General features: G+C 57.9%; 21 protein-coding genes, 2 pseudogenes and 1 riboswitch. Of the genes and pseudogenes, 9 read left to right on the top strand and 14 right to left on the bottom strand.

From position 1 onward, the window contains the following. Window positions 1–172 precede the first annotated feature (172 nt). Window positions 173–2,395, top strand: coding sequence for an NADP-dependent isocitrate dehydrogenase (locus N6V40_RS16410; protein WP_262198265.1), 2,223 nt, complete (start codon window positions 173–175; stop codon window positions 2,393–2,395). A 122-nt stretch (window positions 2,396–2,517) separates the two neighbouring features. Here N6V40_RS16410 and N6V40_RS16405 read toward each other — a convergent pair whose 3' ends face one another. Continuing rightward, window positions 2,518–2,883 carry a hypothetical protein gene (locus N6V40_RS16405; RefSeq protein ID WP_262198263.1) on the bottom strand — a complete coding sequence of 122 codons (366 nt, stop codon included), beginning with the start codon at window positions 2,881–2,883 and terminating at the stop codon, window positions 2,518–2,520. Between the two features lie 711 nt (window positions 2,884–3,594). Between N6V40_RS16405 and N6V40_RS16400 the strand changes: the two genes are divergently transcribed. After that, window positions 3,595–4,626: an RNase H family protein gene (locus N6V40_RS16400; RefSeq protein WP_262198261.1), complete on the top strand. Its 1,032-nt coding sequence runs from the start codon at window positions 3,595–3,597 to the stop codon at window positions 4,624–4,626. Window positions 4,627–4,656: 30 nt separating this feature from the next. Here the strand turns inward: N6V40_RS16400 and N6V40_RS16395 are convergent, their stop codons facing one another. Both N6V40_RS16395 and N6V40_RS16390 read right to left on the bottom strand, forming a co-directional pair. Beyond that, window positions 4,657–6,189 (bottom strand): deoxyguanosinetriphosphate triphosphohydrolase family protein, encoded by a 1,533-nt coding sequence (locus tag N6V40_RS16395; protein ID WP_262198259.1) that lies wholly within the window; start codon window positions 6,187–6,189, stop codon window positions 4,657–4,659. 40 nt (window positions 6,190–6,229) lie between these two features. Next, on the bottom strand, window positions 6,230–7,150 hold the full coding sequence (locus N6V40_RS16390) for a 2-hydroxyacid dehydrogenase (RefSeq protein WP_262198257.1): 921 nt from the start codon (window positions 7,148–7,150) through the stop codon (window positions 6,230–6,232). Window positions 7,151–7,282: 132 nt separating this feature from the next. On the opposite strand from N6V40_RS16390, the gene N6V40_RS16385 reads away from it, so the two are divergent. Beyond that, a complete protein-coding gene (locus N6V40_RS16385) occupies window positions 7,283–7,513 on the top strand; it encodes a hypothetical protein (protein WP_262198255.1) in 231 nt (76 codons plus the stop codon). A 277-nt stretch (window positions 7,514–7,790) separates the two neighbouring features. Here the strand turns inward: N6V40_RS16385 and N6V40_RS16380 are convergent, their stop codons facing one another. Both N6V40_RS16380 and N6V40_RS17800 read right to left on the bottom strand, forming a co-directional pair. Then, a complete protein-coding gene (locus tag N6V40_RS16380; protein ID WP_262198253.1) occupies window positions 7,791–8,357 on the bottom strand; it encodes a YdeI/OmpD-associated family protein in 567 nt (188 codons plus the stop codon). A 134-nt stretch (window positions 8,358–8,491) separates the two neighbouring features. After that, window positions 8,492–8,623 carry an IS3 family transposase gene (locus N6V40_RS17800; RefSeq protein ID WP_396268680.1) on the bottom strand — a complete coding sequence of 44 codons (132 nt, stop codon included), beginning with the start codon at window positions 8,621–8,623 and terminating at the stop codon, window positions 8,492–8,494. Window positions 8,624–8,886: 263 nt separating this feature from the next. Between N6V40_RS17800 and N6V40_RS16375 the strand changes: the two genes are divergently transcribed. Continuing rightward, window positions 8,887–10,053 (top strand): hypothetical protein, encoded by a 1,167-nt coding sequence (locus tag N6V40_RS16375; protein ID WP_262198251.1) that lies wholly within the window; start codon window positions 8,887–8,889, stop codon window positions 10,051–10,053. Window positions 10,054–10,119: 66 nt separating this feature from the next. Here the strand turns inward: N6V40_RS16375 and N6V40_RS16370 are convergent, their stop codons facing one another. From N6V40_RS16370 to N6V40_RS16360, 3 genes are read right to left on the bottom strand one after another with little or no spacing between them, the layout of a single operon-like run. Then, entirely contained in the window at window positions 10,120–10,668 is a 549-nt protein-coding gene (locus N6V40_RS16370) for a flavin reductase family protein (protein ID WP_262198249.1), read from the bottom strand. After that, entirely contained in the window at window positions 10,655–11,695 is a 1,041-nt protein-coding gene (locus N6V40_RS16365; RefSeq protein ID WP_262198248.1) for a methionine synthase, read from the bottom strand. Before N6V40_RS16365 ends, N6V40_RS16370 begins: the two co-directional genes overlap by 14 nt. 17 nt (window positions 11,696–11,712) lie before the next feature. Continuing rightward, window positions 11,713–12,705: a putative oxygenase MesX gene (locus tag N6V40_RS16360; protein WP_131090236.1), complete on the bottom strand. Its 993-nt coding sequence runs from the start codon at window positions 12,703–12,705 to the stop codon at window positions 11,713–11,715. 121 nt (window positions 12,706–12,826) lie between these two features. On the opposite strand from N6V40_RS16360, the pseudogene N6V40_RS16355 reads away from it, so the two are divergent. From N6V40_RS16355 to N6V40_RS16340, 4 genes and pseudogenes are all read left to right on the top strand, one after another. Further along, window positions 12,827–13,767, top strand: a pseudogene (locus N6V40_RS16355) (LysR family transcriptional regulator). Window positions 13,768–13,991: 224 nt separating this feature from the next. Continuing rightward, window positions 13,992–14,082: riboswitch (SAM riboswitch) on the top strand. Between the two features lie 109 nt (window positions 14,083–14,191). Continuing rightward, on the top strand, window positions 14,192–15,493 hold the full coding sequence (locus N6V40_RS16350) for an O-acetylhomoserine aminocarboxypropyltransferase/cysteine synthase family protein (protein ID WP_262198247.1): 1,302 nt from the start codon (window positions 14,192–14,194) through the stop codon (window positions 15,491–15,493). Next, a complete protein-coding gene (locus N6V40_RS16345) occupies window positions 15,493–16,731 on the top strand; it encodes a cystathionine gamma-synthase (protein ID WP_262199769.1) in 1,239 nt (412 codons plus the stop codon). The genes N6V40_RS16350 and N6V40_RS16345 overlap by 1 nt, the downstream gene beginning before the upstream one ends. Window positions 16,732–16,792: 61 nt before the next feature. Continuing rightward, window positions 16,793–18,397, top strand: coding sequence for an HNH endonuclease signature motif containing protein (locus N6V40_RS16340; RefSeq protein WP_262198246.1), 1,605 nt, complete (start codon window positions 16,793–16,795; stop codon window positions 18,395–18,397). Between the two features lie 129 nt (window positions 18,398–18,526). On the opposite strand, the gene N6V40_RS16335 is transcribed toward N6V40_RS16340, so the two are convergent. The 3 genes and pseudogenes from N6V40_RS16335 to N6V40_RS16325 all read right to left on the bottom strand — a co-directional run bounded on the left by N6V40_RS16335 (window position 18,527) and on the right by N6V40_RS16325 (window position 21,005). Then, window positions 18,527–19,045: a gamma carbonic anhydrase family protein gene (locus tag N6V40_RS16335; RefSeq protein WP_262198245.1), complete on the bottom strand. Its 519-nt coding sequence runs from the start codon at window positions 19,043–19,045 to the stop codon at window positions 18,527–18,529. Between the two features lie 37 nt (window positions 19,046–19,082). Continuing rightward, window positions 19,083–19,924: pseudogene (gene purU / locus N6V40_RS16330) on the bottom strand (formyltetrahydrofolate deformylase). Between the two features lie 31 nt (window positions 19,925–19,955). Next, entirely contained in the window at window positions 19,956–21,005 is a 1,050-nt protein-coding gene (locus N6V40_RS16325) for a flavin-containing monooxygenase (protein ID WP_315973723.1), read from the bottom strand. 171 nt (window positions 21,006–21,176) lie between these two features. On the opposite strand from N6V40_RS16325, the gene N6V40_RS16320 reads away from it, so the two are divergent. Then, window positions 21,177–22,046: a bifunctional methylenetetrahydrofolate dehydrogenase/methenyltetrahydrofolate cyclohydrolase gene (locus N6V40_RS16320; RefSeq protein ID WP_262198244.1), complete on the top strand. Its 870-nt coding sequence runs from the start codon at window positions 21,177–21,179 to the stop codon at window positions 22,044–22,046. Here the strand turns inward: N6V40_RS16320 and N6V40_RS16315 are convergent. The 3 genes from N6V40_RS16315 to N6V40_RS16305 are packed head-to-tail and all read right to left on the bottom strand — an operon-like array spanning window position 22,043 to window position 23,880. Then, window positions 22,043–22,711, bottom strand: coding sequence for a response regulator (locus N6V40_RS16315; protein ID WP_262198243.1), 669 nt, complete (start codon window positions 22,709–22,711; stop codon window positions 22,043–22,045). The genes N6V40_RS16320 and N6V40_RS16315 overlap by 4 nt on opposite strands. A gap of 6 nt (window positions 22,712–22,717) precedes the next feature. Further along, window positions 22,718–23,290 carry a sensor histidine kinase gene (locus N6V40_RS16310; RefSeq protein ID WP_262198242.1) on the bottom strand — a complete coding sequence of 191 codons (573 nt, stop codon included), beginning with the start codon at window positions 23,288–23,290 and terminating at the stop codon, window positions 22,718–22,720. After that, window positions 23,206–23,880 (bottom strand): hypothetical protein, encoded by a 675-nt coding sequence (locus tag N6V40_RS16305; protein ID WP_262198241.1) that lies wholly within the window; start codon window positions 23,878–23,880, stop codon window positions 23,206–23,208. The genes N6V40_RS16310 and N6V40_RS16305 overlap by 85 nt, the downstream gene beginning before the upstream one ends. Window positions 23,881–24,055 lie beyond the last annotated feature (175 nt).

Here is a 24,055-nt window from a genome sequence, read left to right as displayed (position 1 = left end):
ACAAAGTGCTCCCACGCTATTCATCCCGGTATTTCGGGGCAAAAATGAGATTCCCAAAGATCATTCGCACCCCGTGGAAGTGTGGTGCAGAGCAAAATCGGGTAGATTTGGAACGTTGAGTTCAGGGCGGTTAACCCCGCTTCCGCACGAGGTTCAGGGAGACGCCAAACCTATGGCAAAGATTATTTACACCCATACCGACGAAGCGCCAATGTTGGCGACCCACTCGTTCCTGCCAATCGTTGAAGCTTTTGCTTCGACCGCAGGCGTGGAACTGGAGACCCGCGATATCTCGCTGGCAGGCCGCGTTATCGCAACCTTCCCTGACTATGTCACCGAAGAACAGCGCATTTCCGACGCACTGGCCGAACTTGGCGATCTCGCCAAGTCCCCAGAAGCTAATATCATCAAGCTGCCAAACATCTCGGCATCCATTCCTCAGCTCAAGGCTGTTATCGCTGAGTTGCAGGCCGCCGGTTACGCATTGCCTGACTACCCGGACAATCCTTCCTCCGATGAAGAGACCGACGTCCGCGCACGTTACGACAAGATCAAGGGTTCTGCAGTGAACCCAGTGCTGCGTGAAGGTAACTCTGACCGCCGTGCACCACTGAGCGTAAAGAACTACGCACGCAAGTACCCACACTCCATGGGTGCATGGACCGCTGACTCGAAGACCAACGTCGCCACCATGGGTGCTGACGACTTTGCTTCGAATGAGAAGTCGGTTGTTATCGATGCAGACAAGAAGATCTCCATCCGCTTCGTTGGCGAAGACGGCGAAGTTAAGGTTCTGAAGAAGCCTTTCGACGTCCTCAAGGACGAAGTCATCGACGGCACCGTCATGCACGTTGCTGCACTCTCGGAGTTCCTCAAGGCTTCGGTTGCTCGCGCCAAGGAAGAGGGTGTGCTCTTCTCGGCACACCTGAAGGCCACCATGATGAAGGTTTCTGACCCAATCATCTTCGGTCACGTCGTCAAGGCATACTTCTCAGAGCTGTTCGACACCTACGGTGATGAGCTGGCAGCAGCCGGCTTGAACCCAAACAACGGCCTGGCCGCTATCCTCGGCGGCTTGGATGAACTCTCTGACGAGGTTCGCGCAGGCGTTGAGAAGCTGATCGCTAAGGGCCTTGAAGAAGGTCCAGCAGTTGCCATGGTCGATTCCGACAAGGGCATCACCAACCTGCACGTCCCATCGGACGTTATTGTTGACGCTTCCATGCCAGCCATGATCCGCCTGGGCGGCAAGATGTGGGATGCCAAGGGCAACACCGCAGACACCCTGGCTGTTCTGCCAGATTCCTCCTACGCAGGTATCTACCAGGTTGTTATTGATGACTGCCGTGCCAACGGTGCTTACGATCCAACCACCATGGGAACCGTGCCAAACGTTGGTCTGATGGCTCAGAAGGCCGAAGAATACGGTTCCCACGACAAGACTTTCGAAATCGCTGGCAATGGTCATGTACAGATCGTTGACGAGAACGACGCAGTGCTCATCGAGCACCAGGTCTTCGCCGGTGACATCTGGCGTGCGTGCCAGGCCAAGGACGTTGCAATTCGTGACTGGGTAAAGCTGGCCGTGAACCGTGCTCGTGCATCCCAGACTCCTGCAGTGTTCTGGCTTGATGAGAAGCGCGCACACGATGCCGTGCTGATCACCAAGGTCAACGAGTACCTGAAGGAACTGGACACCGATGGCCTGACCATCGAAATCCTGTCCCCGGTTGAGGCTACCCAGTACACCATCGACCGCATCCGCAAGGGCGAGGACACCATCTCGGTGACCGGCAACGTGCTGCGCGACTACCTGACCGACCTGTTCCCGATCCTGGAACTGGGCACCTCGGCCAAGATGCTCTCGATCGTTCCGCTGCTGGCTGGCGGCGGACTGTTCGAGACCGGCGCTGGTGGATCGGCTCCAAAGCACGTGCAGCAGCTGGTGAATGAAAACCACCTGCGTTGGGATTCGCTGGGCGAATTCCTGGCACTGGCAGCTTCCTTCGAGCACCTGGCAGTCAACAACGACAACGCCCGCGCTCAGGTTCTGGCAGACACCCTGGATGCCGCAACCGGCACCTTCCTGCTGGAAGACAAGTCGCCTAAGCGCAAGGTTGGCGAGTTGGATAACCGCGGCAGCCACTTCTACTTGGCCAAGTTCTGGGCAGAAGAATTGGCCAAGCAGGACAAGGACGCTCAGCTTGCTGAAGCCTTCTCCGCAGTAGCCAAGGCACTGGACGAGAACGAGGAAGCTATTGTTTCCGAGCTCGCCGAGGTTCAGGGCAAGGCTGTTGACCTGGGCGGCTACTACCGTCCGGACGAAGCTAAGACCGCAGCAGTTATGCGCCCAAGCGCAACGCTGAACAAGGCTCTGGAGCTGCTGACCAAGTAGTCACCAAAGTTAGCTAGTTTGAGGCGTCCCCTGCGGGTGGCGCCTCAAACTTTAAGTAATACATCAAAAAGTTTCTAGTGTTCACGTTATTTCGCGGCGCGACTCTTCCTCGTCGGGGCTTCCTACTCTTTTGGGCGCTGCGCTATACCCAGCTGCGCAGACGTCAACCCATCGATTTGTTCACGCTCGGAGGGCTCGGCGCCTTGAACGTGCTGATGATGCGCAGGCGGTTCAGAAGCAACGGACTCCAGTTCACCAAGTAGGGCGGGGACGTCTTCTGCCGTGACCTCTTCAAAAACCAGGTGACCTACTTCCGCATAGAGCTCAGGGAAGAAATAGTGCCCGGCACTCACTCGATCCATGAGCCACACATCGCGGTAGCTGTTGTAGGTATAGAGCTCTTCAGATCGCTCGTTCAACACGTGCAGGCCCAAGCTATCAGCTGGGTCGGAATAGTCGCTGTGAAATTGGCTCTTGAAGAATCTCATTGTCTCGCCTTGCTCAAGTCGGATCGGGCCCTATACCAACAGTAGCTAGTGGCAGTTCGATAGGCCTGTTCAAGGGCATTCGGCGCCAACACTTTGGTGAACTGTCCTAAGTCAGACTTCTTGCGAGTCGACTTCGTGGCGCCTGGCAAGGTGATGGCGCTTATCAAACGAAGGAAAGCGAATCAACAGTGCGCATGTAAAACGCTCATTTCCTGAGTGTAAAAACTTTCTCATTTTGTATAAATCACTTTTGCTTTGAATCCAATGATAATAGTGTCGTAATTGTCAGGAAGAGAATCTGTGACTGGCTGAAAGAAACTACGCAACGAAATCGATTGAGGTATTTTTGATGTTGAGCAATCTCCTTGTGTCCCTGGCCGAGTTGATCCATAGCCTGGGCCTCTAGAACTTTAGACCGCTGCTGTTGGGCAGACAGTATTGACCGTTACTCGTGCAGGGGTAACGGTCAATATTTTTTGCGCAATTAGAGGCGCACCTGACTAGAGGCGATAAGAATACAGTCCGATTCTTCCGACGCATTACAGTGGGACCTCACGTGGTGAAAGTCGGTACAACGAGGGTCGGTGCTGGAATTGTTGGATTCACTAATTGCTTTTATCGCCAAAGAAACAGGATATTTAACGCGTCAGAAACCAAAGTGTCGGTGAATGGCAGTAGGATCATTTTCAAGTCATTTAGGCGCTAGGAGGAATGATGACTACTCATTTCCCAGGATCTCGGATATCCATAGTTTTAGATGCTGATGGGGTGCGGAGATTTGCTACCGAGGCGCGCCAAACACAACCCACCAGAATTCTTGCCGTTGTAGAGCGCTCCGCATTTACGCGTGACGCAACAGGGCAAAAACATGGCTATGTGCCATTTTCTTCGTCGATAATGTCGCATGGACATCTGGCTCAACGCAGTCAGAGGGGTCTGCACTTCGATTTCGCCGTCACGCTGTGTGATTCCATCCATCGTCCGGTCATCACCCTGACCGGAACTTGTGGCAGCGGCGAGTTAGATGTGGCGATTCTCGATGTCATCGCGGAGTTTACTGGCAGTAGCCGTATTGCTTGTTCCGGTGCGATAGACATTCTCATCTCGAATCGTGACGGACTCGGTCATCAAGAGCTAGCGTCGAACCCAGTTTTTTGCCTGAATCCTGCATGGTTATTCGGCCTCAATATGGAACTTGCAAATCACGTGAACACGCAGGCCCTGGCTGCTACCCGGCAGGCCTATCAATCACGGTCTTCGGTCATTGCTTATACCGACGGTTCGCTTCCTCATCATGGACAAGATCGAGGTGCCGGAGCCATGGTCACCATGCAAGGACATTGGGCTTCGCAAGTTACGCCTAAGCGTTTTTCACGTAGTCCGTTGATGGCAGAAACCACGGGGGCATTATTGGCGCTTCGCCACACGCCCGTAGATTCGGACCTCATCATATTCAGCGACTGCAAGGCGTTGGTTAAATCCGTAAATGATGCCGTCAGTGGACTTCAGGGCCAACGGGGCGCTCATGACATCGCGATTGATGTAGCGATGGCGCGTCGCAGGGGAGGCACTCGTGCTATTTGGGTGCGTGGGCACAACGGCAATTGCTTTAATGAAGCCGCTGACCGGATGGCTGTACTCATGGCACGACACTTCAACGCAGGAATTAATCCCGAGCAGACCTATTCCTTGATGCAGAAGATTGTTGCTGAGGAACTCTCTGAACTAGCACTAGCCGTGTAGCTCGGGATTGGGCCGAACCGCCAACAGCGGTTACAGCCCTCGGCCTGCTTCCCAAAGACTGTCAGAGGTTCCCGTGAGTAGTGAGTTCAACGAGACTGCTTGTGTATCGGTGAATGAAGCAATGTAATCGACGATGGCTCGTGCCTGACCCAACCGTTGAATTTCGTTCGGCCCAGCCTGAGAGAACAGTTCAGGGTTGGTCTCTCGAAGATGACGGTATTCCTCGGTGGTTGCTTCTACCGAATCTAAAAGCCGTCGCGGTGCGCGGCCCGCGTCATCTGGATCATTGAGCCAGGTATTAAATCCTTCTGCCAACGAGCGGATGATCCTAGTCTGACCGCGCTGATACACGGCCAAGTCGGAACGGTCTAGGACGAAACGTGAATGTACAAACTTGAGGACAACAACGTCATGCCAGGCCTCCTCGCTCAGGCGAATATGGCCGCTACGAACAATAGGTGTCCGATCAACCGTCACCGATGCCTGGAGCCTGTCGATCCAGCGGCGCGTAAATGCGGTCACTGCACGATCGGCCTGCAGCCCTCCGTCGTAAGGAACGGCTAGAAGTCCATCAACCAAGTCATGGTCCACTCGTCGCACGGAATCACGGAATGCATCAGGATTGGCGATCCATGGGTCCTTCGCCACAAGGCGACGCCAAGTTAGTTCCAATGCATGCCCTGGCTGGCGCTGATCCAACTCTGCCGTCTTCAGTGTTTTAAGTTGAGCTGAATGATCAAGCCACGCACGTAATTCGGCCGAGACGCTCGTGTACTGCAAGATTCCGGCGCGGTAGAAATCATCAAGGTCATGGACCGCGTAAGCGATGTCGTCAGCAATATCCATTACCGAGCATTCCAAGGTCTGCTGATATTGGGCTATTCCAGGAAATACCGAAAGTACATCGGCCATCTCTGTGGCTTCGATATCGTAGGCAGAGTATTTCATCGCCCCAGCAGAGGGGTCTGTGCCGATGCCGCGGGGCAGTAGCTCTGGGGAAATTGGTCCCTTGCTTCGCCATTCATTGCGCGTCCATGGGTACTTCAAAACCGCTGCCCGAACTGCTCGCGTGAGGTTCATTCCGCGTGGAGTGGCTCCGCAACTGTCTAAAGCGGTAAGGATGCGAAAGCTCTGAGCATTGCCCTCAAAACCGTCCGGCAGGCCCAACATATTACGGGCGACCCGATCGAGTTCTTGCTCGCCAAGATGACCAAAAGGCGGGTGGCCTAGGTCGTGTGCTGCGGCCGCCGCCTGTACAACTACAGGGTCACAACCGCCCAAATCGGAGATTAGTCTCCTAGTTGATTCATCTGTTGATCTGAGGTTGATCGCGATGGAGCGAGCCACTGCTGAGACTTTGAGCGAATGCGTCAAACGGTTATGCACCAGGGTTCCCGAACCACCCTGCGGAATCACCTGCGTCACCGATGAGAGACGTGAAAAATACGGAGAGAAGCGGATGCGTTCTACATCAACGCGGAACTCATCCTCACCAGCATGATCCTGCTCGGCGATGTCGCGGACTCGTCCGCCGGTCTGATGCGTTTTAACTCTGGTATCCATCGTAGGAACCAGCCTAGGGGATCGGCTGCTCAACGCCGAGTCAATTGATGATTCGGTTTGCGAGTTCTTCACCGTGCGCAAGGGCGATGACCTGCTCCACTGCCAGTTCAGAGACCAGGGAGATGAACTGTCCAGTGTCTCCGGCCATGTGCGGGGTGATGATGCAATTCGGCGCGCTCCATAGTGCGTGGTTTGCCGGCAACGGCTCGGGGTCGGTGACATCCAAGGCGGCGTGTAGCCTGCCGGCTTGCAGCTCCGACAACAGTGCGTCGGTGTCAACGATGGAACCGCGTCCCACATTGACCAGCAGTGAGCCGTCCTTCATTGCTGAGAGGAATTGGGCGTCGATAAGCTGCTCGGTTTCCGGGGTATGTGGCAGGGCAACTATCACCACATCGGCAGTGGGGACAAAAGCCCAGAGTCTGTCGAGGGAATAAATGGGGTCGCCCTGCTCATGGACTCGTTCGGTGCGGGCAAAAGAAGTTAGCTCGGCAGGCTTGAAGGGCAGAAGCCGCGAACGGATTTCGCTGCCTACTCCGCCGGCCCCGAGAAGCACTACCTTTGACCCGTGCAGCGAGCCGGTCCACGTCCTAGCCCACTGCCGCTCGCGCTGCTGCTTTCCGACCTGCGGCAGTTGGCGCAGTGATGCCAGAATCAGGGAGAGGCAGTGTTCGGCAGTGGCATCTTCCACGGCGCCCTTGGAATTGGTCAATGAGATTTGTCCGGGAAGATGCTCCAGAACCCACTCGTAGCCGATGGAGAGCAGGTGGACATGCTTCAGCCCCTTGATGCGGGAGACCCTTGAACGCAGCTCAGGCTTGCTCGGACGTTCGGTAACCAGCACGTCGGCCGGTGGGGCATCATTCGGGTCATCGTCGATGTGCCAGAGGATCGGTTCGATTCCCGGAAGCTGCAGCCGGTCGACGAGATCCTGCCAGGGGAGCAATACACGTAATGCCATAAGAAGAATGTCCTTTCGGGTGCTATGACTATTGTGTCCGTTGGCTGACAGGGATGGAGAATCTGGTGACCGACTCATTACTCCGCATCAGTTATTCCAGATTGCAGATCAAATAACTAGTAGACTGAACCCATGGCTAACAAAGGGATTGTCGGAACAACCATACTGATGGGGCTTGGCTGGACGGTGTTCGTCCTTGGCCTCGTCGCTCTATTCTTCGACCCGATGGTCGGAGCGCTGTTGGCGATCGCCGGCGCGGTACAGGTCAGCGGTGGCATGATCACCGAGGCGCTGAATAGGAAGCGGGAGGCGGCCGCCGTACTGCAAAACAGCAGCGAAGAAGAAATTCCTGCAATCGATTAGTAGTTGTTCTCCACGCTCCACCGCCTCCGAGAGTACAACAGGGGTATGTGGCAGGCTAGCGAATCGCTGATTTGACGCTGCTGGCGTACGATATTGGGGCCAACGGGATCGGCAGCTGTTTTCTGACTAGCCCAGCAGATCGTCGATTCCCTTTGAGCTAGATCTTGATCCATATATGCGAAATGGTTGAGATGAGTATCTTAGGTCAGTTTCTTCTTGCCTAGCCCTCGCGCTTTTGGTTGCAGAAAAGATCTAGGGAGAATCTTGCTTGTTCACTTTATTCTGATGCTTCGGACAACTGCCAAACGAATTTTTCCAGTCTTGCCGACCGGGTCTTCTCGGTCTTGGCAATCATCAGCTGGTGCAGAATGTGATAGCGCGGCTGGGACTTCAGCGCTTCGAAAGCGGCTTTGGCAGTAGGATGTGCATCTAGAGCGCGTTGTAGGTCTTCGGGCACTTGGGCTGTGGCCTGCCCTTGGTAGGCGCGGTCCCATCGGCCATCCGCTTTGGCCTTATCGATTTCCGCTTGCCCACGAGGGCGCATCCTGCCCTGGGTAATTAGTTCCTGGACGAACTGTGTATTTTTCTCGGACCAGACCGAGGCTTTGCGTCGCGGAGTGTATCGCTGCAGGAACGTCTTCTCGTCGTTGCTGCGCCGCTGGCCATCGATCCAACCGCTGCACAATGCCTCTTGCAGTGCGTCGGCAACCATTAGCGAGGTCGGATCGGTGGTGCCCTTTTTCGCTACGAGCAGCCATACCCCGTCGCTGGTTTCTTCGTTTTCATCAAGCCAGGCCCGCCATGCGGCGACGTCTCTGAGGATCAGCGGGTCATCATAGTCCATGGCAACTATTGTGCTGGCTATTTGCGTTGTGTGCGAATGTGGCAATGACTAAACGCGGCAAATTTTTTCAGGTAGGGACCACTCGAACACATTGGAAGTGGCTTACTTTTGCACTATTTAAACAGTTCCGGAAATCATGCCGACAGTTTACTGGCGACTTCATCGGGTAAAGGGTCGCTCATTACATCATGATAGAGATCTTCAAAATCCACCGGAGTGCAATACCTCAACGTCGAATGCAACCTTTCGTTGTTGTACCAGTGCAGATTTCAGTCGGCGATCGAGACCTTGCTAGTGGGTCGCTAGTCACTAGAAGGAGGTGGGCGTAATCTCGAACATTCCTTACCTGACTAGGCTCGCAGGAAACGCGTTTTATGTGAAAAAATTTCTTTGTGATTCTTCGGGTAATGAGCTAGATTTAGCTCAATCATCAATTCGTGGGCACGGGAATGAGCGGCTTTAGCAATAATTGCTAGTTTATTCCGTTGTGAGGTTCTTGCGCCGATTCGCACTCTTTGAAGCAGGATAATTGAAAACTAAATTAAGCGTGGCGGCAATGTCGACGGCGCTGATCACGGGATTGGTGCTCAGCGGCCCGGCAGCAAATGCAGAAGTGATTTCGGATGAGGTCATCTCAACCCCAACGGAATCGTCAACGTCAGTGGACGCACAGGCGGAACCAGTTGCGTCTCAGTCTCCTGTAGCGGACTTCGTTGAATCCGAGGAAAGCATCCTTCCAACTGAGCCAGAGACGATGCTCGATGTCGACGAGTCGATTGAGGCAGAAACGTCGGAACCTGCCATCGACCCGGCAACCGAGTCCTCGGCTGCTCCAATTGCTGTTTCCGATGTGGACGAAGAATCAGAACCCGCGGTGACGGAATCAGCTGCTTCGGCAGAACCTGACGCTGCATCTGAGCTCACTGCTGAAGTTAGCGAGTCGGCCAAGGCCACCGAACCATCAACGGACGTTGCAGACCAGGACGAAGACCCTCGCTGGGCCCAAATCGATGCGCTGATGCCTGAGGGCAGCGAGGACTGGGATGAAGCCCAGTGGGAGGCTTTCGATCAGACCGAAGCCGGGCAGGAGATGAACAGGCTTCTTGATGAATTGCTTGCTGAAGATGACAGCTGGGACGAAGAATTCGAGCTTTCGGATGAAGGACTGGCTTTCTGGGAGTCCATTACCGAACTTCTTCCCGAGGAAAGCTTCGACTGGGACGAAGCGCAGTGGGAAGCCTATTTCAGCACCGATCAAGGCCTCGAACTACTAGACCTGATGCTGCCATTCATCGCCGAAAGCATCGAAAGCGATGAAGACGCCGCTGGGTTCCAGGCGTTCCTCGAAGAAGTATTTGCCCATGATCCCGAACTGCGAGCGTACTACCTTGAATTGTTCTTCGGGATCCAGCCGGAGCAAGAAGACGATGATATCGACGAACCACAAACTGATCAGGAGATGGTTCCATCGGAGAGTGAATCTGCGTCGGCTAGCGCAGAAATCGAGCCTGCCGGTGATGTCAGTGCGGCGCCTTCGGCTAAGAAGCCAGACACAAAGAAGAGCGCCGACTCCGCAACACCAGTACTGGCGAACACTGGCTTTGACGGAGTCACCGCTGGAGTAGCGGGGCTGCTGGTGGCCCTTGCCGGTGCGGTCTTTGTTGCTCTCGGACGTCGAAAGTCGACCAAGCACTAACGCAAAGAGCCATTGGACCAGCTAAAGCTGTTCGGCCGCCGTCTATGAGACGGCGGCCGAAGAGTTTTAACCGTTTAGGCGTGAATTTTCGTTGAGGTGATGCCACGAACGGTTGTGGTAAACCAACGCGTCACCAAGTTCGCCCGGCTGAGCATCACGTTCAATGTGCGCCTGCAGAGCGCGGGCAACAATCACCGTGGAAGTTCCGGCCTGAATCCGTTGAATAACATCGCAGCGGACCCACGCACGAACGTTGTCAAACACCGTTTCGCCGGTGCTTAAACGTGTCCACGACTGGCTCTGTGCGAAGCGGTCAATGCCGCTGGTTGCACCCAGTTTGGCAACCTCAAGGTCGTGCACATCCAGGCTATGAACGACGATCGTTGCCGCACGAGAAAGTACGTCGGCAGCCGAAGATAACGCCGAGATCGAAAAGACCAATAGCGGTGGATCAACGCTGATTGATGCCACCGAGGTGGCAGTGAGCGCAACGGGCCCGTCGCCAGCATCTGCCGTAATGACGCTGACACCACCCGGATGTCCGCGGAAGACAGCTTTGAAGTCATCCGCGGACAGCGAATCGGTAGCGTCGATGGTGACCTTAGACGCTGGCACCGACGTGCTCCTCGCGCAGGATGGACGCTCCGGCGCTCAAAGCGCTGAGCTTTGCCAGCGCAGTGTCGCGAGGGAACGGTGCCATGCCACAGTTGGTGCTCGCAATCAGCTTGTCCGCGTCCACAAATTCCAACGCCTTGCGCAAGGTCTGAGCGACTTCTTCTGGGCTTTCAACGGTTTCGCTGGCCACATCGATGGCGCCGAGCATGACCTTCTTGCCGCGGACCATCTCAACGACTTCAATCGGCACGTTGGAGTGATGCGATTCCAAAGATACGGTGTTGATGGTTGAGGCCTGCAGCAGTGGGAAGGACTTCTCGTAGTGGCGCCACTGAGCGCCGAGGGTGGCCTTCCAATCATTATTGGCCTTGATGCCGTAACCGAAACAGATGTGAGCGACGGTTTCAGCTTTTAGCCCTTCGCATGCGCGCTCCAGCGCTGCAATGCCCCAGTCAGCAACTTCGTCAAAAAAGACGTTGAACGCTGGCTCGTCGAACTGGATGACATCCACTCCAGCGGCTTCGAGTTCCCTGGCTTCCTGATTCAGGATGGTAGCGAACTCCCAGGCCAATTTTTCGCGGCTCTGGTAGTGAGCGTCATACAAGGTGTCCACCATGGTCATTGGGCCAGGCAACGTCCACTTAATCTGCTTGTCAGTGTATGAACGCAGGAACTTTGCATCGTCAACAAATACTGGCTTTTTTCGCTCTACTGCACCAACAACAGTGGGCACGCTTGCGTCGTAGCGGTTGCGGATGCGCACGGTCTCACGCTTTTCAAAGTCAACACCGCTCAGGTGCTCAATGAAGGTTGTGACGAAGTGCTGACGGGTCTGTTCGCCATCGCTAATGATGTCGATGCCACGCTGAGTCTGCTCCAGTACGGCAGCGCGCATGGCATCTTGCTTTCCTTCGCTCAGCTCGGAACCTTGGAGCTTCCAATCGGACCACAGGGTCTCAGGTTGGGCCAGCCATGAAGGCTTGGGGAGGCTGCCGACGATTGAGGTTGGAATTAGCTTTGAAGTCATCGTTTATCTTTCGATTCTCAGGCGACAGGAGTTGGGCAGGTGGCGGAAAATTGGTTGAGCAATTCTTGATTAGGGATGATGAAGTGCTCCTGCGTGTACTTACCCTGGCTAGCTCCGAGTCGGGTGCGTTCTTCGCGGTCGTAGTCGATCCGAGTCGGAGCGAAGTCCTGAGCGCTCAGGCTTGGACGGTAGACCGACGGGGCAGCACAATTGGCGTTGTAAATCTCGGGGCGGTAGATCTTCTGGAAGGTCTCCATGGTGCTAATCAGACTGATCAACTGCAGGTTGGTGTAGTCATTGAGCAGATCGCCACGGAAGTAGAAAGCCAGTGGAGCTACGGAACCTGCAGGCATGAAGTAGCGCACCTGCAAACCCATTTTGCCGAAGTAGGTATCGGTCAGGGAGTTCTCGTCCTGCTGGTATTCCAAGCCAAGGACCGGGTGACTATTGCCGGTGCGGTAGTAGGTTTTGGAAGTGGAGACGCTGATGGCGACCACTGGCAACTGGTTAAAACGCTGCTGGTAGGCTTCCGAATCCAAGAAATGCTGGAAGAGCTGGCCGTGAAGGTCGCCGAAATCTTCAGGTAACTTAGGAGCACCCGAGCCGTTGCTGGCCGCCGGAAGCACCACACTGAAGTCATAATCGCGGACGTAAGAAGAGAAATTATTGCCCACCATGCCATGGCTACGGGTACCGGTGAGGCGGTCGACAACGATGGTGTCTAGAACTTCAAGAAGCGGAAAATCCTGCTCTTCATTCTCGGCGGCAAAATGCACGTTGGCCGAGATGATTTCCAGTTCGAGCTCATAACGATCGCCGGCAGGATTGTCCCAGTGAGCCAGCGAATTGAAGCGACGGTTGATCATCGTCAGGGCGTTGCGCAGGTTCTGTTGGCGGTTCTCGCCGCGGGCCAGATTTGCGAAGTTTGTGGTCACTCGTGAGGTGGCACAGGGAGTGTAATTCTCGTCGAATTTGGTGGTGCTAATGCTGAAAGTGAGCTCGTCTGCCATGGCGGCCAATCTTGTGATGAGGGCCTGGGCAGGCCGAAAGTAAGTCGATGCGTCCATCATGCAGGGTCTTCATTGATATCAGGTAACTCGATATAACTATGGATTCATATAGACTGAATCTATGGTCCAAGGAACAAGCGGTTTAACATTGCAACAGCTTCGCTACTTCACCGCGGTCGCTACCGAGGGCTCCATCTCCGGTGCCGCCGACCTAATTTACGTCGCGCAGCCCAGCATGTCCGCGGCCATGAAAGAGCTCGAAGCACGAGTGGGGCGCACCCTGTTGGTCCGCTCCGCAAGGGAGTGACACTCACCCCCGAGGGGGCAGAATTCCTGGGTTATGCACGCCAGGTCCTGGAGCAGGTGGAGCTTCTTGAACATCGCTACCTCGGCCGGCCTTCGGCTCGGCGCTTGCTTGGTGTCTCCACGCAGCACTACTCATTTTCGGTTGATGCCTTTGTGCGCATGGTTCAGGCCAGCGGCGCAGAGGAGTACCAATTTTCGCTCCGGGAGACCCGCACTGAGGAAATCATCGAGGACGTACGCACCCTACGCAGCGACATCGGGATCTTGTACCGCAACGACTTCAACCGCAAAGTGATCGACAAGCTGCTGCGCGAATCCAGGCTTGTCTTCCATCCGCTGTTCATAGCCGATCCGCATATTTTTATTTCGCGCAGCAACCCACTGGCCTCGCGTGCACAGGTGACGCTTGAAGACCTCGAAGACCTGCCGCGGCTTACCTTCGACCAGGGTGCAAACAACTCCTTCTACTTTTCCGAAGAGGTGCTCTCCACCCGTTCAAGCCAACGCGAAATTCAAGTCTCGGACCGCGCCACGATCTTTAACCTCATGATCGGCTTGGGCGGGTACACCATCTCCACCGGCATCATCAGCGACGAGCTTGATCCCTCCATCGTTGCCATCCCGCTGTCCATCGACGAGCGAATCGAGATCGGTTGGATCGACCACGCCGGGATCCCGCTCACCGATCAAGCGCAACTTTATTTGGAAGAAGTGCGTGCGGTGGTCGCCAGCTTTGACGTTGAGGTGCTGGGCTAAAACCGTAACAGTGTGTCATCTCTAGCCTTCGAGTCGTCACACTAGCAGGGCAAAACTGCTAGATTCCGCGGATTATGCTCAAAGTGGCGCGTCATAAACAGGTCGTAAACCCCGTGTCATCATGACAACTTGGCGACATATGAAGCGTGGCGACCTTGTATGAAGCCGTGAGCCCGATGCCGCTTGCACCGCCCGGGGCAGATATCGAACCATGGAAGAACAACAAACCATCAAGAGCGACTAAGAGATCTGGCTCGAAGACGTCGCAGCAACCATCGGGAAACCGAAAGGTGCTAATGCCAGGGACGATGGAGCAGTTCCGAACGCTTTTAAGCGCACTGTGCCTCGTACCAAGTCAGTGTTCGGGCTTTGGTACGGGTTACATCTTTCGGTGCACTCCCTCGCTAGGAAACGAGAAGGAGCTATGAGCCAAGGAACCGACGCGGTCCACGCAGGGTATCGACCAAGCGGAGATTTCCGCCCGATGCTGCCACCACTACATAACTCCGCAGCGTACCAATTTGAATCCCATGCTGAAGCGATCGAAAAGTTCGCTATGCGCCAGTCCGGGTTCACGTACTCACGCACCGGTAACCCCACCGTTTCGATCCTCGAGCAGCGTGTAGCCGCGCTGGAAGGTGGAGCTCAGGCGGTGGCCACCGCCTCGGGACAGGCAGCTGTTTCACTGTCCCTGTTGGCGCTGACCCAGGGACCTAAGCACATTGTGGCGTCTTCCTCGCTATACGGCGGCACGGTGGACCTACTGACCGACTCCTTCGCCGACTTTGGCATCCGCGTCAGCTTTGTTGACCAAGCCGATCCGGCAGCCTGGGCCGGGGCCATCGAGGATGAGACCCGCGCGTTTTTCCTAGAGTCCGTGTCCAACCCGCTGTGCACGGTGGCCGATCTTCCCGCTATTTCGGCGATCGCCCACGAGCACAACATCCCGGTGGTCGTGGATAACACCCTGGCCACCCCGTTGAACTTCCGCCCGCTAGATTTTGGCGCGGATATTGTGGTCCACTCGGCCACCAAGGGTCTGGCCGGCCACGGCTCGGTACTTGGCGGCGTGGTGGTGGATTCGGGAAAGTTCGACTTCTCCGATCCGCTGCGTTGGCCACAGATTGCCGCCCCACGCGTGCGGTTGAACAATACTTCCTTGCTCGAACGCCACGGCTCTGCTGCCTATGCGATGCTGGTGCGTTCCAAGTTCCTGCACGATCTAGGTCCGGCATTAGCTCCGGCCAGCGCCCAAGGCATTTTGGCCGGCATCGAAACTTTGCCGGTGCGTGCAGCGCATGTACAGCGCAGCGTGAGCACCCTGATCCAAGAGCTCTCCGGCCACCCGGGCATCGCGGCCATCCATCACCCCTCACAATCCAGCCACCCGAGCCACACCGTGGCCCAACAGCTCACCCCCAAGGGCACCGGCTGCGTGCTGGCCATCGAGTTGGCACACCCGTCGCTAGTTTCCCCGGTGATTGATGGGCTAGAACTGATCAGTTTGGCCGCGAACGTGGGGGACACCCGCACGATGATTTTGCACCCGGCCACCATGACCCATTGCCGGCTCTCGGCCGATCAGTTGGCCGACGCTGGCCTGAACGCCTCCACCCTGCGCCTTTCGGTCGGGCTTGAAGATCCTGTGGATCTGCTCTCAGACCTGAACCGCGCGCTTGATAATGCACTGAACCGGGCCCTGGCCCCACAAACTCAAGGAGCATGATGACTGGCTTCAACACTCAGGCCGTACACGCAGGCCAGGAAAAAGACCCACACACCGGCGCCGTTGTTCCGCCGATCTACCAGACCAGCACCTTCATCCAGGACGGTATTAACGTACTGCGATCCGGGCACGAATACTCCCGCGGCTCCAACCCCACTCGAGATGGTTTCCAAGACCAGCTCACCATCCTAGAAAACGGCGAGGCCGGTTTTGCCTTCGCCTCAGGTATCGCCGCCGAAGATGCGCTGCTGCGTGCCGTGCTGGAACCGGGCGATCACATCGTTCTGGGCGCTGACGGTTACGGCGGCACCAACCGGTTGATCTCCAAATTGCACAGCAAATGGGGCATCACTTCCTCGGCGGTGGACATCACCAACTTGGATTCGGTGCGAGCTGCACTGCAACCCAATACCGCCCTGCTCTGGGTGGAAACCCCGTCCAACCCACTGCTTGGCATCGCCGATCTAGCCGGCTGGGCCCAGCTGGCCAAGGAAATTGGTGCCCTGCTGGTGGTTGATAACACCTTCGCTACCCCTTATCTACAGCGTCCGCTGGACTTCGGCGCGCACGCGGTAGTTCACTCCACCACCAAGTACATCGGCGGGCACTCCGACGTGCTCGGTGGTGCGGTAATTGTGGCCGATCACCTCTTCCGCGGCCAGTCCCTGGCCGAAGCGGTCGGCTACCAGCAGTTTGCCGGCGGTGCGGTGGCCGGACCGCAGGATTCCTACCTGGCCGCCCGCGGACTGAAAACCCTGGGCCTGCGCATGGAACGTCACTGTTCCACCGCCGATAAGCTGGCCCGCTGGCTTGACGCGCAGCCAGAAGTGACCCGCGTGTACTACCCGGGTCTGGAAACCCACCCCGGGCACGAACTGGCCAAGCGCCAGCAGCGCGGTTTTGGCGGCATTGTTTCGCTGCAGCTCACCGATGAAGCCGGCGCCCGCGCCTTCGCTGAATCCATGGAGTACTTCCAGCTCTCGGTCTCCTTAGGCGGGGTGGAATCGCTGGTCTGTTATCCGCGCGAAATGACTCACGCATCGCTGATTGGCACCGAACTGGAGATCCCGACCAACCTGGTCCGTCTCTCGGTGGGCATCGAAGAGGTCGAAGATCTGATCGCCGATCTGGAACGTGGACTGATTGCCGCCCGCGCAGCGTCGAACGCCTCGCGATCCGCGGCCAAGCCCGTAACCCAGGGGACCCGGCAGAGCGCATCCGCCTTCGCTACCGCGTAAATATCCACAGCCCGTTCGAGTTTGCCCCGCAGATCAGTCACTGCGGGGCAAACTCGTTTCCATGGACACAGCACAAGCACTCAGGGATCTGGCCACGGCGGCCCAACTGACCGCCAGCGCTACTGCTGTGTTGTCCCAGACAGATCTGACCGCCGGCCACGCGGCCTATTTTGCACTCTTGACCGAGCACCTCGGCCAGCAGCAATCGCGCACACAGCTTCACGCCGCCCACGCGCTTCGTCGCACCGGCGCGCACAAACTTGATCAAGCCTCCTTTCAAGCCATCACCGACGCCGGCACCAACCCCACGCTGGAACAGATCGAAGCCACCCATGGCCACACCATCGCCGGGCGCACTCACTTCAAAAGTGCCCGCGGGTTGATGCATGACTGGTTGGACATTCCGCGCAGTACCGCGGGGGACCGGTTGGTCCAAGCCGACTGCCTCATTGGCCGGATTGATGAGGCCGGCCAACAGCTCGATCCGTGGCTGCCGGAACTCGCCGCCACGTTCACCGACCCTACCGTGGACCCGCGGCTCGTTGCCGCAACGGCAAGCAAACTGCATTCGGCCCGCAAAGATCTGGGCGCGGGCAAAGCCGGCCGGGACAAACTGCGCCAGCTCCAAGCCAAATCCGTTGCTTTCCTCAACGCCGAACCCAAGTCAGCCCGCAAACACATCAATGACCTTGTCGCCGAAGTGAAATCCGGCAAGCGCCCACTTAAAGCCCTGCTTGAATGCATCGGCATCTTCAAGCGGGGCACGCGCCAGGGACTCGTGGAATATGTTTTGCGAGTTTTGCCCTCGCACGCCGCGTTCATTGAGGCATTTTTTGCCAAGGTGGATAACCCTGCCACCGTGGCCGGCAACCGCGAGCGTCTAAAGGACGCCGAGGCTCATTTCACCGGCGAGCCGGGCAGCGACTGGGACGATGAAGAATCAATGCCCGACTGGGCCAAGGGTGGAAACCGCTCCGGCCCGGACGACGAGGATCCGGACGACTCACCCGCCGCCGACGATCCGGACGAAGATCCGGGCAGCGACGATCCGGACGACGATCCTGACAGCGAGGATCCCGACGACGCACCGGCCGATTCGAGCGACTCACAAACTCCGGAACCCGCAGCTCCGTGGGAAGAGATGAAGCCCGAACGACGACGGCTGATCGGCCTGATGGCCCTACTCATGACCAACCGGACAACTGATTCGCAGCCTGAACCGGGCTTCGGCTCAGCGCAGGTGAGCATCGTGATGAACTGGGAAAAGATGCAACGCCAAGCACAAGATTTCGCCGTCACCTCCAGCGGAATCCCGTTATCGCCCGGTGAAGCCAGAGCCGCGCTGTGTACCGCCGGCATTTACCCGCTAGTACTCAATGGCGCTTCTCTGCCCTTGGACCTCGGTCGAACTCAACGGCTCTTCTCCAAAGCCCAAGGCCGAGCGATCCGGGCCGCCTACCGAGGCTGCTCCTACCCTGGCTGCAGTATGCCCGCCGAACGTTGCGAACTGGACCATCTGGATCCGTGGGAAAAGGGCGGACGCACCGACATCGCCTCGGCCGACCTTAAACTACCCGATCCACCACATCGGCCGGCACTGCGGACTCTTCCGGACGGTCAAGATCGCCGGCCACCGGCCACTGGTCTTGCTCTCCACAGAACTTGATCCCGAACAAAAGCTCCGGGTTAATACCTATTTCATGACGCCGAACGAGGCGCTTGACGCAGAAGCCATGGCGCAGCAGCTGACGATCGGGTGGCGGGCTGGAGCGCTGGCCCTAGAATTTGCTGAAGCCTAGGCGTTCGCAGCCAAATGCTTGGCAGATAGTTCAAGGTAGTGCTCGGCGTTGACGTTCAGCCCGGCCACTTCCTCATCGCTGAGCTCACGGCGCACCTTGGCCGGCACACCGGCAACCAATGAACGCGGCGGAACCTGTGTGCCTTCGAGTACTAGCGCCCCGGCGGCCACCAACGACTGCTCACCAATGACCGCGCCATTCATAATGGTTGCGCTCATACCCACCAGGCAACCGTCGCCCACGGTGGCACCGTGCACTACCGCCGAATGTCCCACGGATACTCCAGCGCCCAATGTGCAAGGGAAACCCGAATCGGCGTGAAGCACCACGTTGTCCTGCAAGTTGGTACCAACACCAACGCGAATCGGGGCCGAATCCCCGCGCACGGACACCCCGTAAAAGGCGCTGGCCTGATCGGCCAGAACCACGTCTCCGCTCAACACGGCGGTGGGTGCGATAAATACGTTGTTGCCGAGAAGTGGGGTCGCCCCGTCAATAGTAATAATGTGGCTCATGCCACCTACTCTAATTGGCGGGCGAGCCCGGTGCGAGTTACGAGAAGACGATTGTGCGCTGACCGTCGAGCATCACGCGATGCTCGGCATGCCACTGCACGGCACGAGTCAGCGTACGACCCTCCACACTACGACCCAACTCCACCAGCTGCTCGGCGGTGCGGGTGTGCGACACGTGAGTGACTTCCTGATCAATGATCGGCCCCTCATCCAGATCCGCGGTGACGTAGTGTGCGGTCGCGCCGATCAGCTTCACACCGCGAGCGTAGGCCTGGTGATAAGGCTTGGCGCCCTTAAAGGAAGGCAAGAACGAGTGGTGAATGTTGATCACGCGCCCCTCCATCCGCTCGCACAACGAGTCGGAGAGGATCTGCATGTAGCGGGCCAACACCACCAGTTCGATGTCGTAATCTTCTGCGAGCTTAAGCAGCTCCGCTTCAGCCTGCGACTTGTTCTCTTTGGTTACCGGCAGGTGCACAAAGTCCACACCGTAAAAATCTGCCATCGGCTTGAGATCCAGGTGGTTGGAGACGATCACCGGCACGTCGATGGCCAGCGTTCCGGCACGCTGCGCAAAGAGCAGGTCATTGAGCGCATGGCCGGCCCTAGAGCACATGATCATGGTGCGCACCCGATCGGCCGCGTCAGCAACCTTCAACGACATCGCAAACTGATCGCGAATCGGTGCCAAAGACGCACGAGCCTGATCCAAGGACTGTTCGGTCTCAACCTGGATCCGCATGAAGAACGTGCCAGTCTCGGGGAGAGGAACTGCTGCGACTCGGTGATATTGCAACCGGCACCCAAAAGACCTCCGGAAATGGCGTGGACAATACCGGGGCGGTCGAGGCAAGACAGAGTGACGATGTACTGGTTCATGGGTTCTAAGTTAGCGCCCGCCAGCGTTGTTCTACCAATTGCGTGATCTACGTTGCGTCGCCCAAGTACTTCGCGGCAGCCAGCGCAGCCTTTCGACCGGCCCGGGTAGCGCCCAACGTAGAAGCCGAGGCACCGTAGCCGACAAAAAGATCCCCGGCATCGCGGAAGCCGAAACCCCATCTTCCTCCATCACGATGCCGCCGGCCTCGGTATGAAGTTTGAGGTTGCGCAAATGGCGGTGGGCATGACGGAAGCCGGTCGCCCAGAGTATCGCGTCGATCTTCTCCCGCGTTCCGTCGACAAACACCACCGCGTCAGATTCCAGTCGGGCGATCTTGCCGCGGGAAAGCAGCGCCCCGGAAGTGATCCCGGCGCGCATCTTCTCGTTCAGCAGCAAACCGGTGGTACCGACTACCGACTTGGGCGGTAACCCAGCACGAGTGCGCTCATTAACCTGCCGCTCCACATCCAGCCCCCATTCGGCACCGGTGGGCATTTCACGCCAGTCAGGCGCTCGCCGAGTGGACCATAAGGTATCTACGCCGGCATCGCGTAACTGCACAATGAATTGGGTAGCGCTGGCTCCGGCGCCAACCACCAGCACTCGTTGTCCGGCAAACTGGTCAGGAGAAACAAAGCCGTTGGTGTGTACTTGTGGACCGTCAAAGTGGCCGGGGTAGAGCGGCCAGAACGGGTTGGTCCAGGTGCCGGTCGCATTGATCACGGTGCGCGCGGTGTAGAGCTGATCGGCGTGCACCTCAAAGTGATTCTCCACCCGCGTTACTGAGGTGACCGTGGCCGAATGACGCACCGGCAAGTTGAAGCGTCGCTCATACTCGCCGTAGTACTCCTTAACCACGGCCGACGCGGGCCGGGTGGAGTCCTGATTCTCCAACGGGAAATCTGGTAGCGGGTGAATATGGTGCGTCGCGCCTAAGGTGAGCGAGTCCCAACGGTTTTGCCACGCACCTCCGGGCCCGGGGTTTGCATCGAGCACGAGGAAGTCCACACCGCGCTTGGCCAGATGGTAGGCAGCTGAGAGCCCGGCTTGCCCGGACCCGATCACAATTGTTGAGTACACATCCAAAGGTAACCCTGCGCACTGCGCTCTCATTCCCGAACCGATTTTCGCTACACTGGAACGCGTGACTGGCGTTAGGTGGGTAACCACCGGGGAGCTAATCGTGCGAGCCGCGCGCCTGGGTTTGCACACCACCCGCCTTGGCAACGAGGCGCCTACGGAAGGATCCGCGTGAGCGCACGCATTCTCGACGGAAAGGCCACCGCGGCCACCATCAAGCAGGAACTTGCTGAACGTGTGGCCAAGCTGAAGGCTGCGGGTCACTCCACCGGTCTGGGCACCATCTTGGTCGGCAACGATCCGGGCTCGGCCTGGTACGTCGGCGGCAAGCACAAGGACTGCGCCGAGGTGGGCATCGAGTCGATCCGCGTGGATCTGCCCGAGGAAACCACCCAAGATGAACTGCTGGCCAAGGTCCGTGAATTGAACGAAAATCCGGATTGCACCGGCTACATCGTGCAGCTGCCCCTGCCAAAGCACATCGACCAGGACGTCATCCTCGAGGCGATGGATCCTTCCAAGGACGCCGACGGTCTGCACCCAATGAACCTTGGCCGCCTCGTGGCCAACGTGAATCGCCCGATGACTTCGCCGCTGCCCTGCACCCCGCTGGGTTGTGTAGACCTGTTGGCCCGCCACGATATCGATCTGAACGGCAAGCACGTGCTGGTCTTAGGTCGCGGCGTGACCATTGGCCGTCCGGTCGGGCTGTTGCTGACCCGTCGTAGCGTGAACGCGACGGTTACCCTGGCACACACCGGCACCACCAACCTGCCAGAACTTCTGGCTCAGGCAGATGTCATCATCGCCGCCGCTGGCGTGCCACATATTGTGAAGGCCGACGCCATCAAGCCCGGCGCGATCGTGCTCGACGTGGGTGTCTCCCGCGTTGACGGCAAGGTCACCGGCGACGTGGACCCAGCCGTGGCCGAGGTTGCTAGCTGGATCAGCCCGAACCCCGGCGGTGTGGGCCCGATGACTCGCGCGATGCTACTGAACAACGTGGTCGAGGCCGCAGAGCGCAACGCTCAGCAGCGCTAAACCAATCCGCTTTGGTAGGCGATTACTACCAGCTGTGCCCGGTCTCTCGCGTCGAGCTTGGTCATGGCGCGCTGCACATGCGCGCGCACGGTGAACGGGCTCAGATACATCCGGTCGGCGATCTCGATGTTGGAAAGCCCGGTCGCTACCAGGGCCACCATTTCGCGTTCGCGCGGGGTCAACTCGGCAAGCCGCTCGGGGCGCTCGGGCTGCCCTGTTTCCGGGGTAGCTAAAAATCGTTCCACTATCGAGCGCGTTGCCGCTGGCGAAAGTAGGGTTTCGCCAGCGGCAACGGTGCGCACTGCGGAAATTAGCCCATCGGCGTCGATCCCTTTTCCGATGAACCCGCTGGCCCCATTGCGCAGCCCCTGCGCCACATATTCGTCGGTCTCGTAGGTGGTCAGGATCAGCACCCGGCTGGCCAGCTGAGGGTTCGCACAAATTTCGGCCGTCGCGCTGAGCCCGTCGAGTTCTGGCATGCGAATATCCATCAGTACTACATCGGGGTGTAACTGCTCGGTCAGCGCGACTGCTTGCGCCCCGGTGCCGGCCTCGCCCACCACTTGCACGTCGTCGGCCGTTTCCAACAGGGCTTTGAAGGCGGTACGCAACAGCGCCTGATCATCGGCGATCAATACCCGGATGAGGGTAGGTTCGTCTTCCATTCGTCCTCACTTCTTTCGGTCGAGCTGCGCGGTAGCCAGCGGTAGGCGCGCACTGACGATAAAACCGTCGCCCTGAGCCTGTGCAGAAAATTGCCCGCCGGCCACTTGCGCACGTTCACCCATGCCGATCAGCCCGTAACCGGGTCGTTGCTGCGGTTTGGCCGGACCTGGATCGCTAATTTCCAGATTCAACCAACGTGCTTCCCAGACCAGTTTCACGTGTGCGGCCTTGGCCTGCGAATGTTTGGCCGTATTGGTGAGTGCTTCTTGAATAATCCGGTAAGCGGCCAGATCCACACTCGCGGCGAGCGCGCCGGGCTGTCCCTGAGTTTGCAGGTTGACGCGAACACCGATCTGTTCGAAAGAAGCCAGAAGCTTAGCTAGCTGAGCCAACCCCGGCGCGGGTTCGGGACTGTCTTCCTCGCGCAGTAGCCCCACCGTGGCACGCAGTTCATCGAGCGCATGGCGTGTGGTCTGTTGCAGCTCATGCAGGCTCACCCGCGCCTTATCGGGCTGGGTATCGAAGAGCCGTTCGGCCACTGCGGCCTGCGCATTGGCCAGGGTGATTTGGTGCGCCACAAGATCATGGAGTTCACGGGCGATCCGCAAACGCTCCTGGGCGACCTTGCTGCGTGCCTCGGAGTCCCGGGTTTCTTCGGCCCGACGAGCCCGCTGTTGAACCGAAAAAGGTAGGCGCGACGATCGCGGGCCGAACGCCCCAGCACCCCGGCCATCAGCGGGGCGGCCACCACAGTACCTAGACGGCTGGAATCCTCCCAAGAACCAGCCCCGGTAAACGCCAGCAGGGCACTGAGCGCGCCAGCAACAACCAGCCACCACCCAAACCGATGACCGCGGCTAATCAGCGTGTAAGAAACAAGTACCAGTGGGGCAATGACCAGCGGGGTCAGCAAGATTTCCAGCGGAACGAGCACTGCACAACCGGTCGCTGCAACCCACGCCCACACCGCAAATCGGTGCCGTGCCAGCGCGATTCCTGCGCCGACGGCGGCTAGCAGATAGGCCAGAAGCGGTGGTGCACCGACAGTGTCATCGGCGTGAAACATTCCGCCAAGCAGGCACAGCAAAACAGTCAGAAGGACCAGGAGTACTTCGCGCCACAGACTTCTAGCGCCGGTCTCTGCAAGCGCTTCGGCAGTCTTTCCCATGAGGCGAGGCTACCCCACGAATCCCTGCGTACAGCGCGCCAACTGCCTGAGGCGAACAAATTAGTGCAGATGCACTAGGAGCGCGCTGAGCTACTGCGTAAGCACTAGCCACAATCCAGTTGCTGAGCACGATGTGCTAAATCCGGCCCGCTGGAATGCTGGATGAAGTGCCAAG

Source organism: Glutamicibacter sp. M10 (assembly GCF_025452055.1).
Classification (GTDB): domain Bacteria; phylum Actinomycetota; class Actinomycetes; order Actinomycetales; family Micrococcaceae; genus Glutamicibacter.
The sequence above is the reverse complement of the archived record's forward strand: the minus strand, read 5'-3'. Positions and strand labels throughout refer to the sequence as shown.

Excerpts from the sequence above, each read along its gene's own strand:
- N6V40_RS16410 (WP_262198265.1), top strand. The coding sequence starts at position 173 with ATGGCAAAGATTATTTACACCCATACCGACGAAGCGCCAATGTTGGCG.
- N6V40_RS16405 (WP_262198263.1), bottom strand. The coding sequence starts at position 2,883 with ATGAGATTCTTCAAGAGCCAATTTCACAGCGACTATTCCGACCCAGCT.
- N6V40_RS16400 (WP_262198261.1), top strand. The coding sequence starts at position 3,595 with ATGATGACTACTCATTTCCCAGGATCTCGGATATCCATAGTTTTAGAT.
- N6V40_RS16395 (WP_262198259.1), bottom strand. The coding sequence starts at position 6,189 with ATGGATACCAGAGTTAAAACGCATCAGACCGGCGGACGAGTCCGCGAC.
- N6V40_RS16390 (WP_262198257.1), bottom strand. The coding sequence starts at position 7,150 with ATGGCATTACGTGTATTGCTCCCCTGGCAGGATCTCGTCGACCGGCTG.
- N6V40_RS16385 (WP_262198255.1), top strand. The coding sequence starts at position 7,283 with ATGGCTAACAAAGGGATTGTCGGAACAACCATACTGATGGGGCTTGGC.
- N6V40_RS16380 (WP_262198253.1), bottom strand. The coding sequence starts at position 8,357 with ATGGACTATGATGACCCGCTGATCCTCAGAGACGTCGCCGCATGGCGG.
- N6V40_RS16365 (WP_262198248.1), bottom strand. The coding sequence starts at position 11,695 with ATGACTTCAAAGCTAATTCCAACCTCAATCGTCGGCAGCCTCCCCAAG.
- N6V40_RS16360 (WP_131090236.1), bottom strand. The coding sequence starts at position 12,705 with ATGGCAGACGAGCTCACTTTCAGCATTAGCACCACCAAATTCGACGAG.
- N6V40_RS16350 (WP_262198247.1), top strand. The coding sequence starts at position 14,192 with ATGAGCCAAGGAACCGACGCGGTCCACGCAGGGTATCGACCAAGCGGA.
- N6V40_RS16345 (WP_262199769.1), top strand. The coding sequence starts at position 15,493 with ATGACTGGCTTCAACACTCAGGCCGTACACGCAGGCCAGGAAAAAGAC.
- N6V40_RS16340 (WP_262198246.1), top strand. The coding sequence starts at position 16,793 with ATGGACACAGCACAAGCACTCAGGGATCTGGCCACGGCGGCCCAACTG.
- N6V40_RS16335 (WP_262198245.1), bottom strand. The coding sequence starts at position 19,045 with ATGAGCCACATTATTACTATTGACGGGGCGACCCCACTTCTCGGCAAC.
- N6V40_RS16315 (WP_262198243.1), bottom strand. The coding sequence starts at position 22,711 with ATGGAAGACGAACCTACCCTCATCCGGGTATTGATCGCCGATGATCAG.
- N6V40_RS16305 (WP_262198241.1), bottom strand. The coding sequence starts at position 23,880 with ATGGGAAAGACTGCCGAAGCGCTTGCAGAGACCGGCGCTAGAAGTCTG.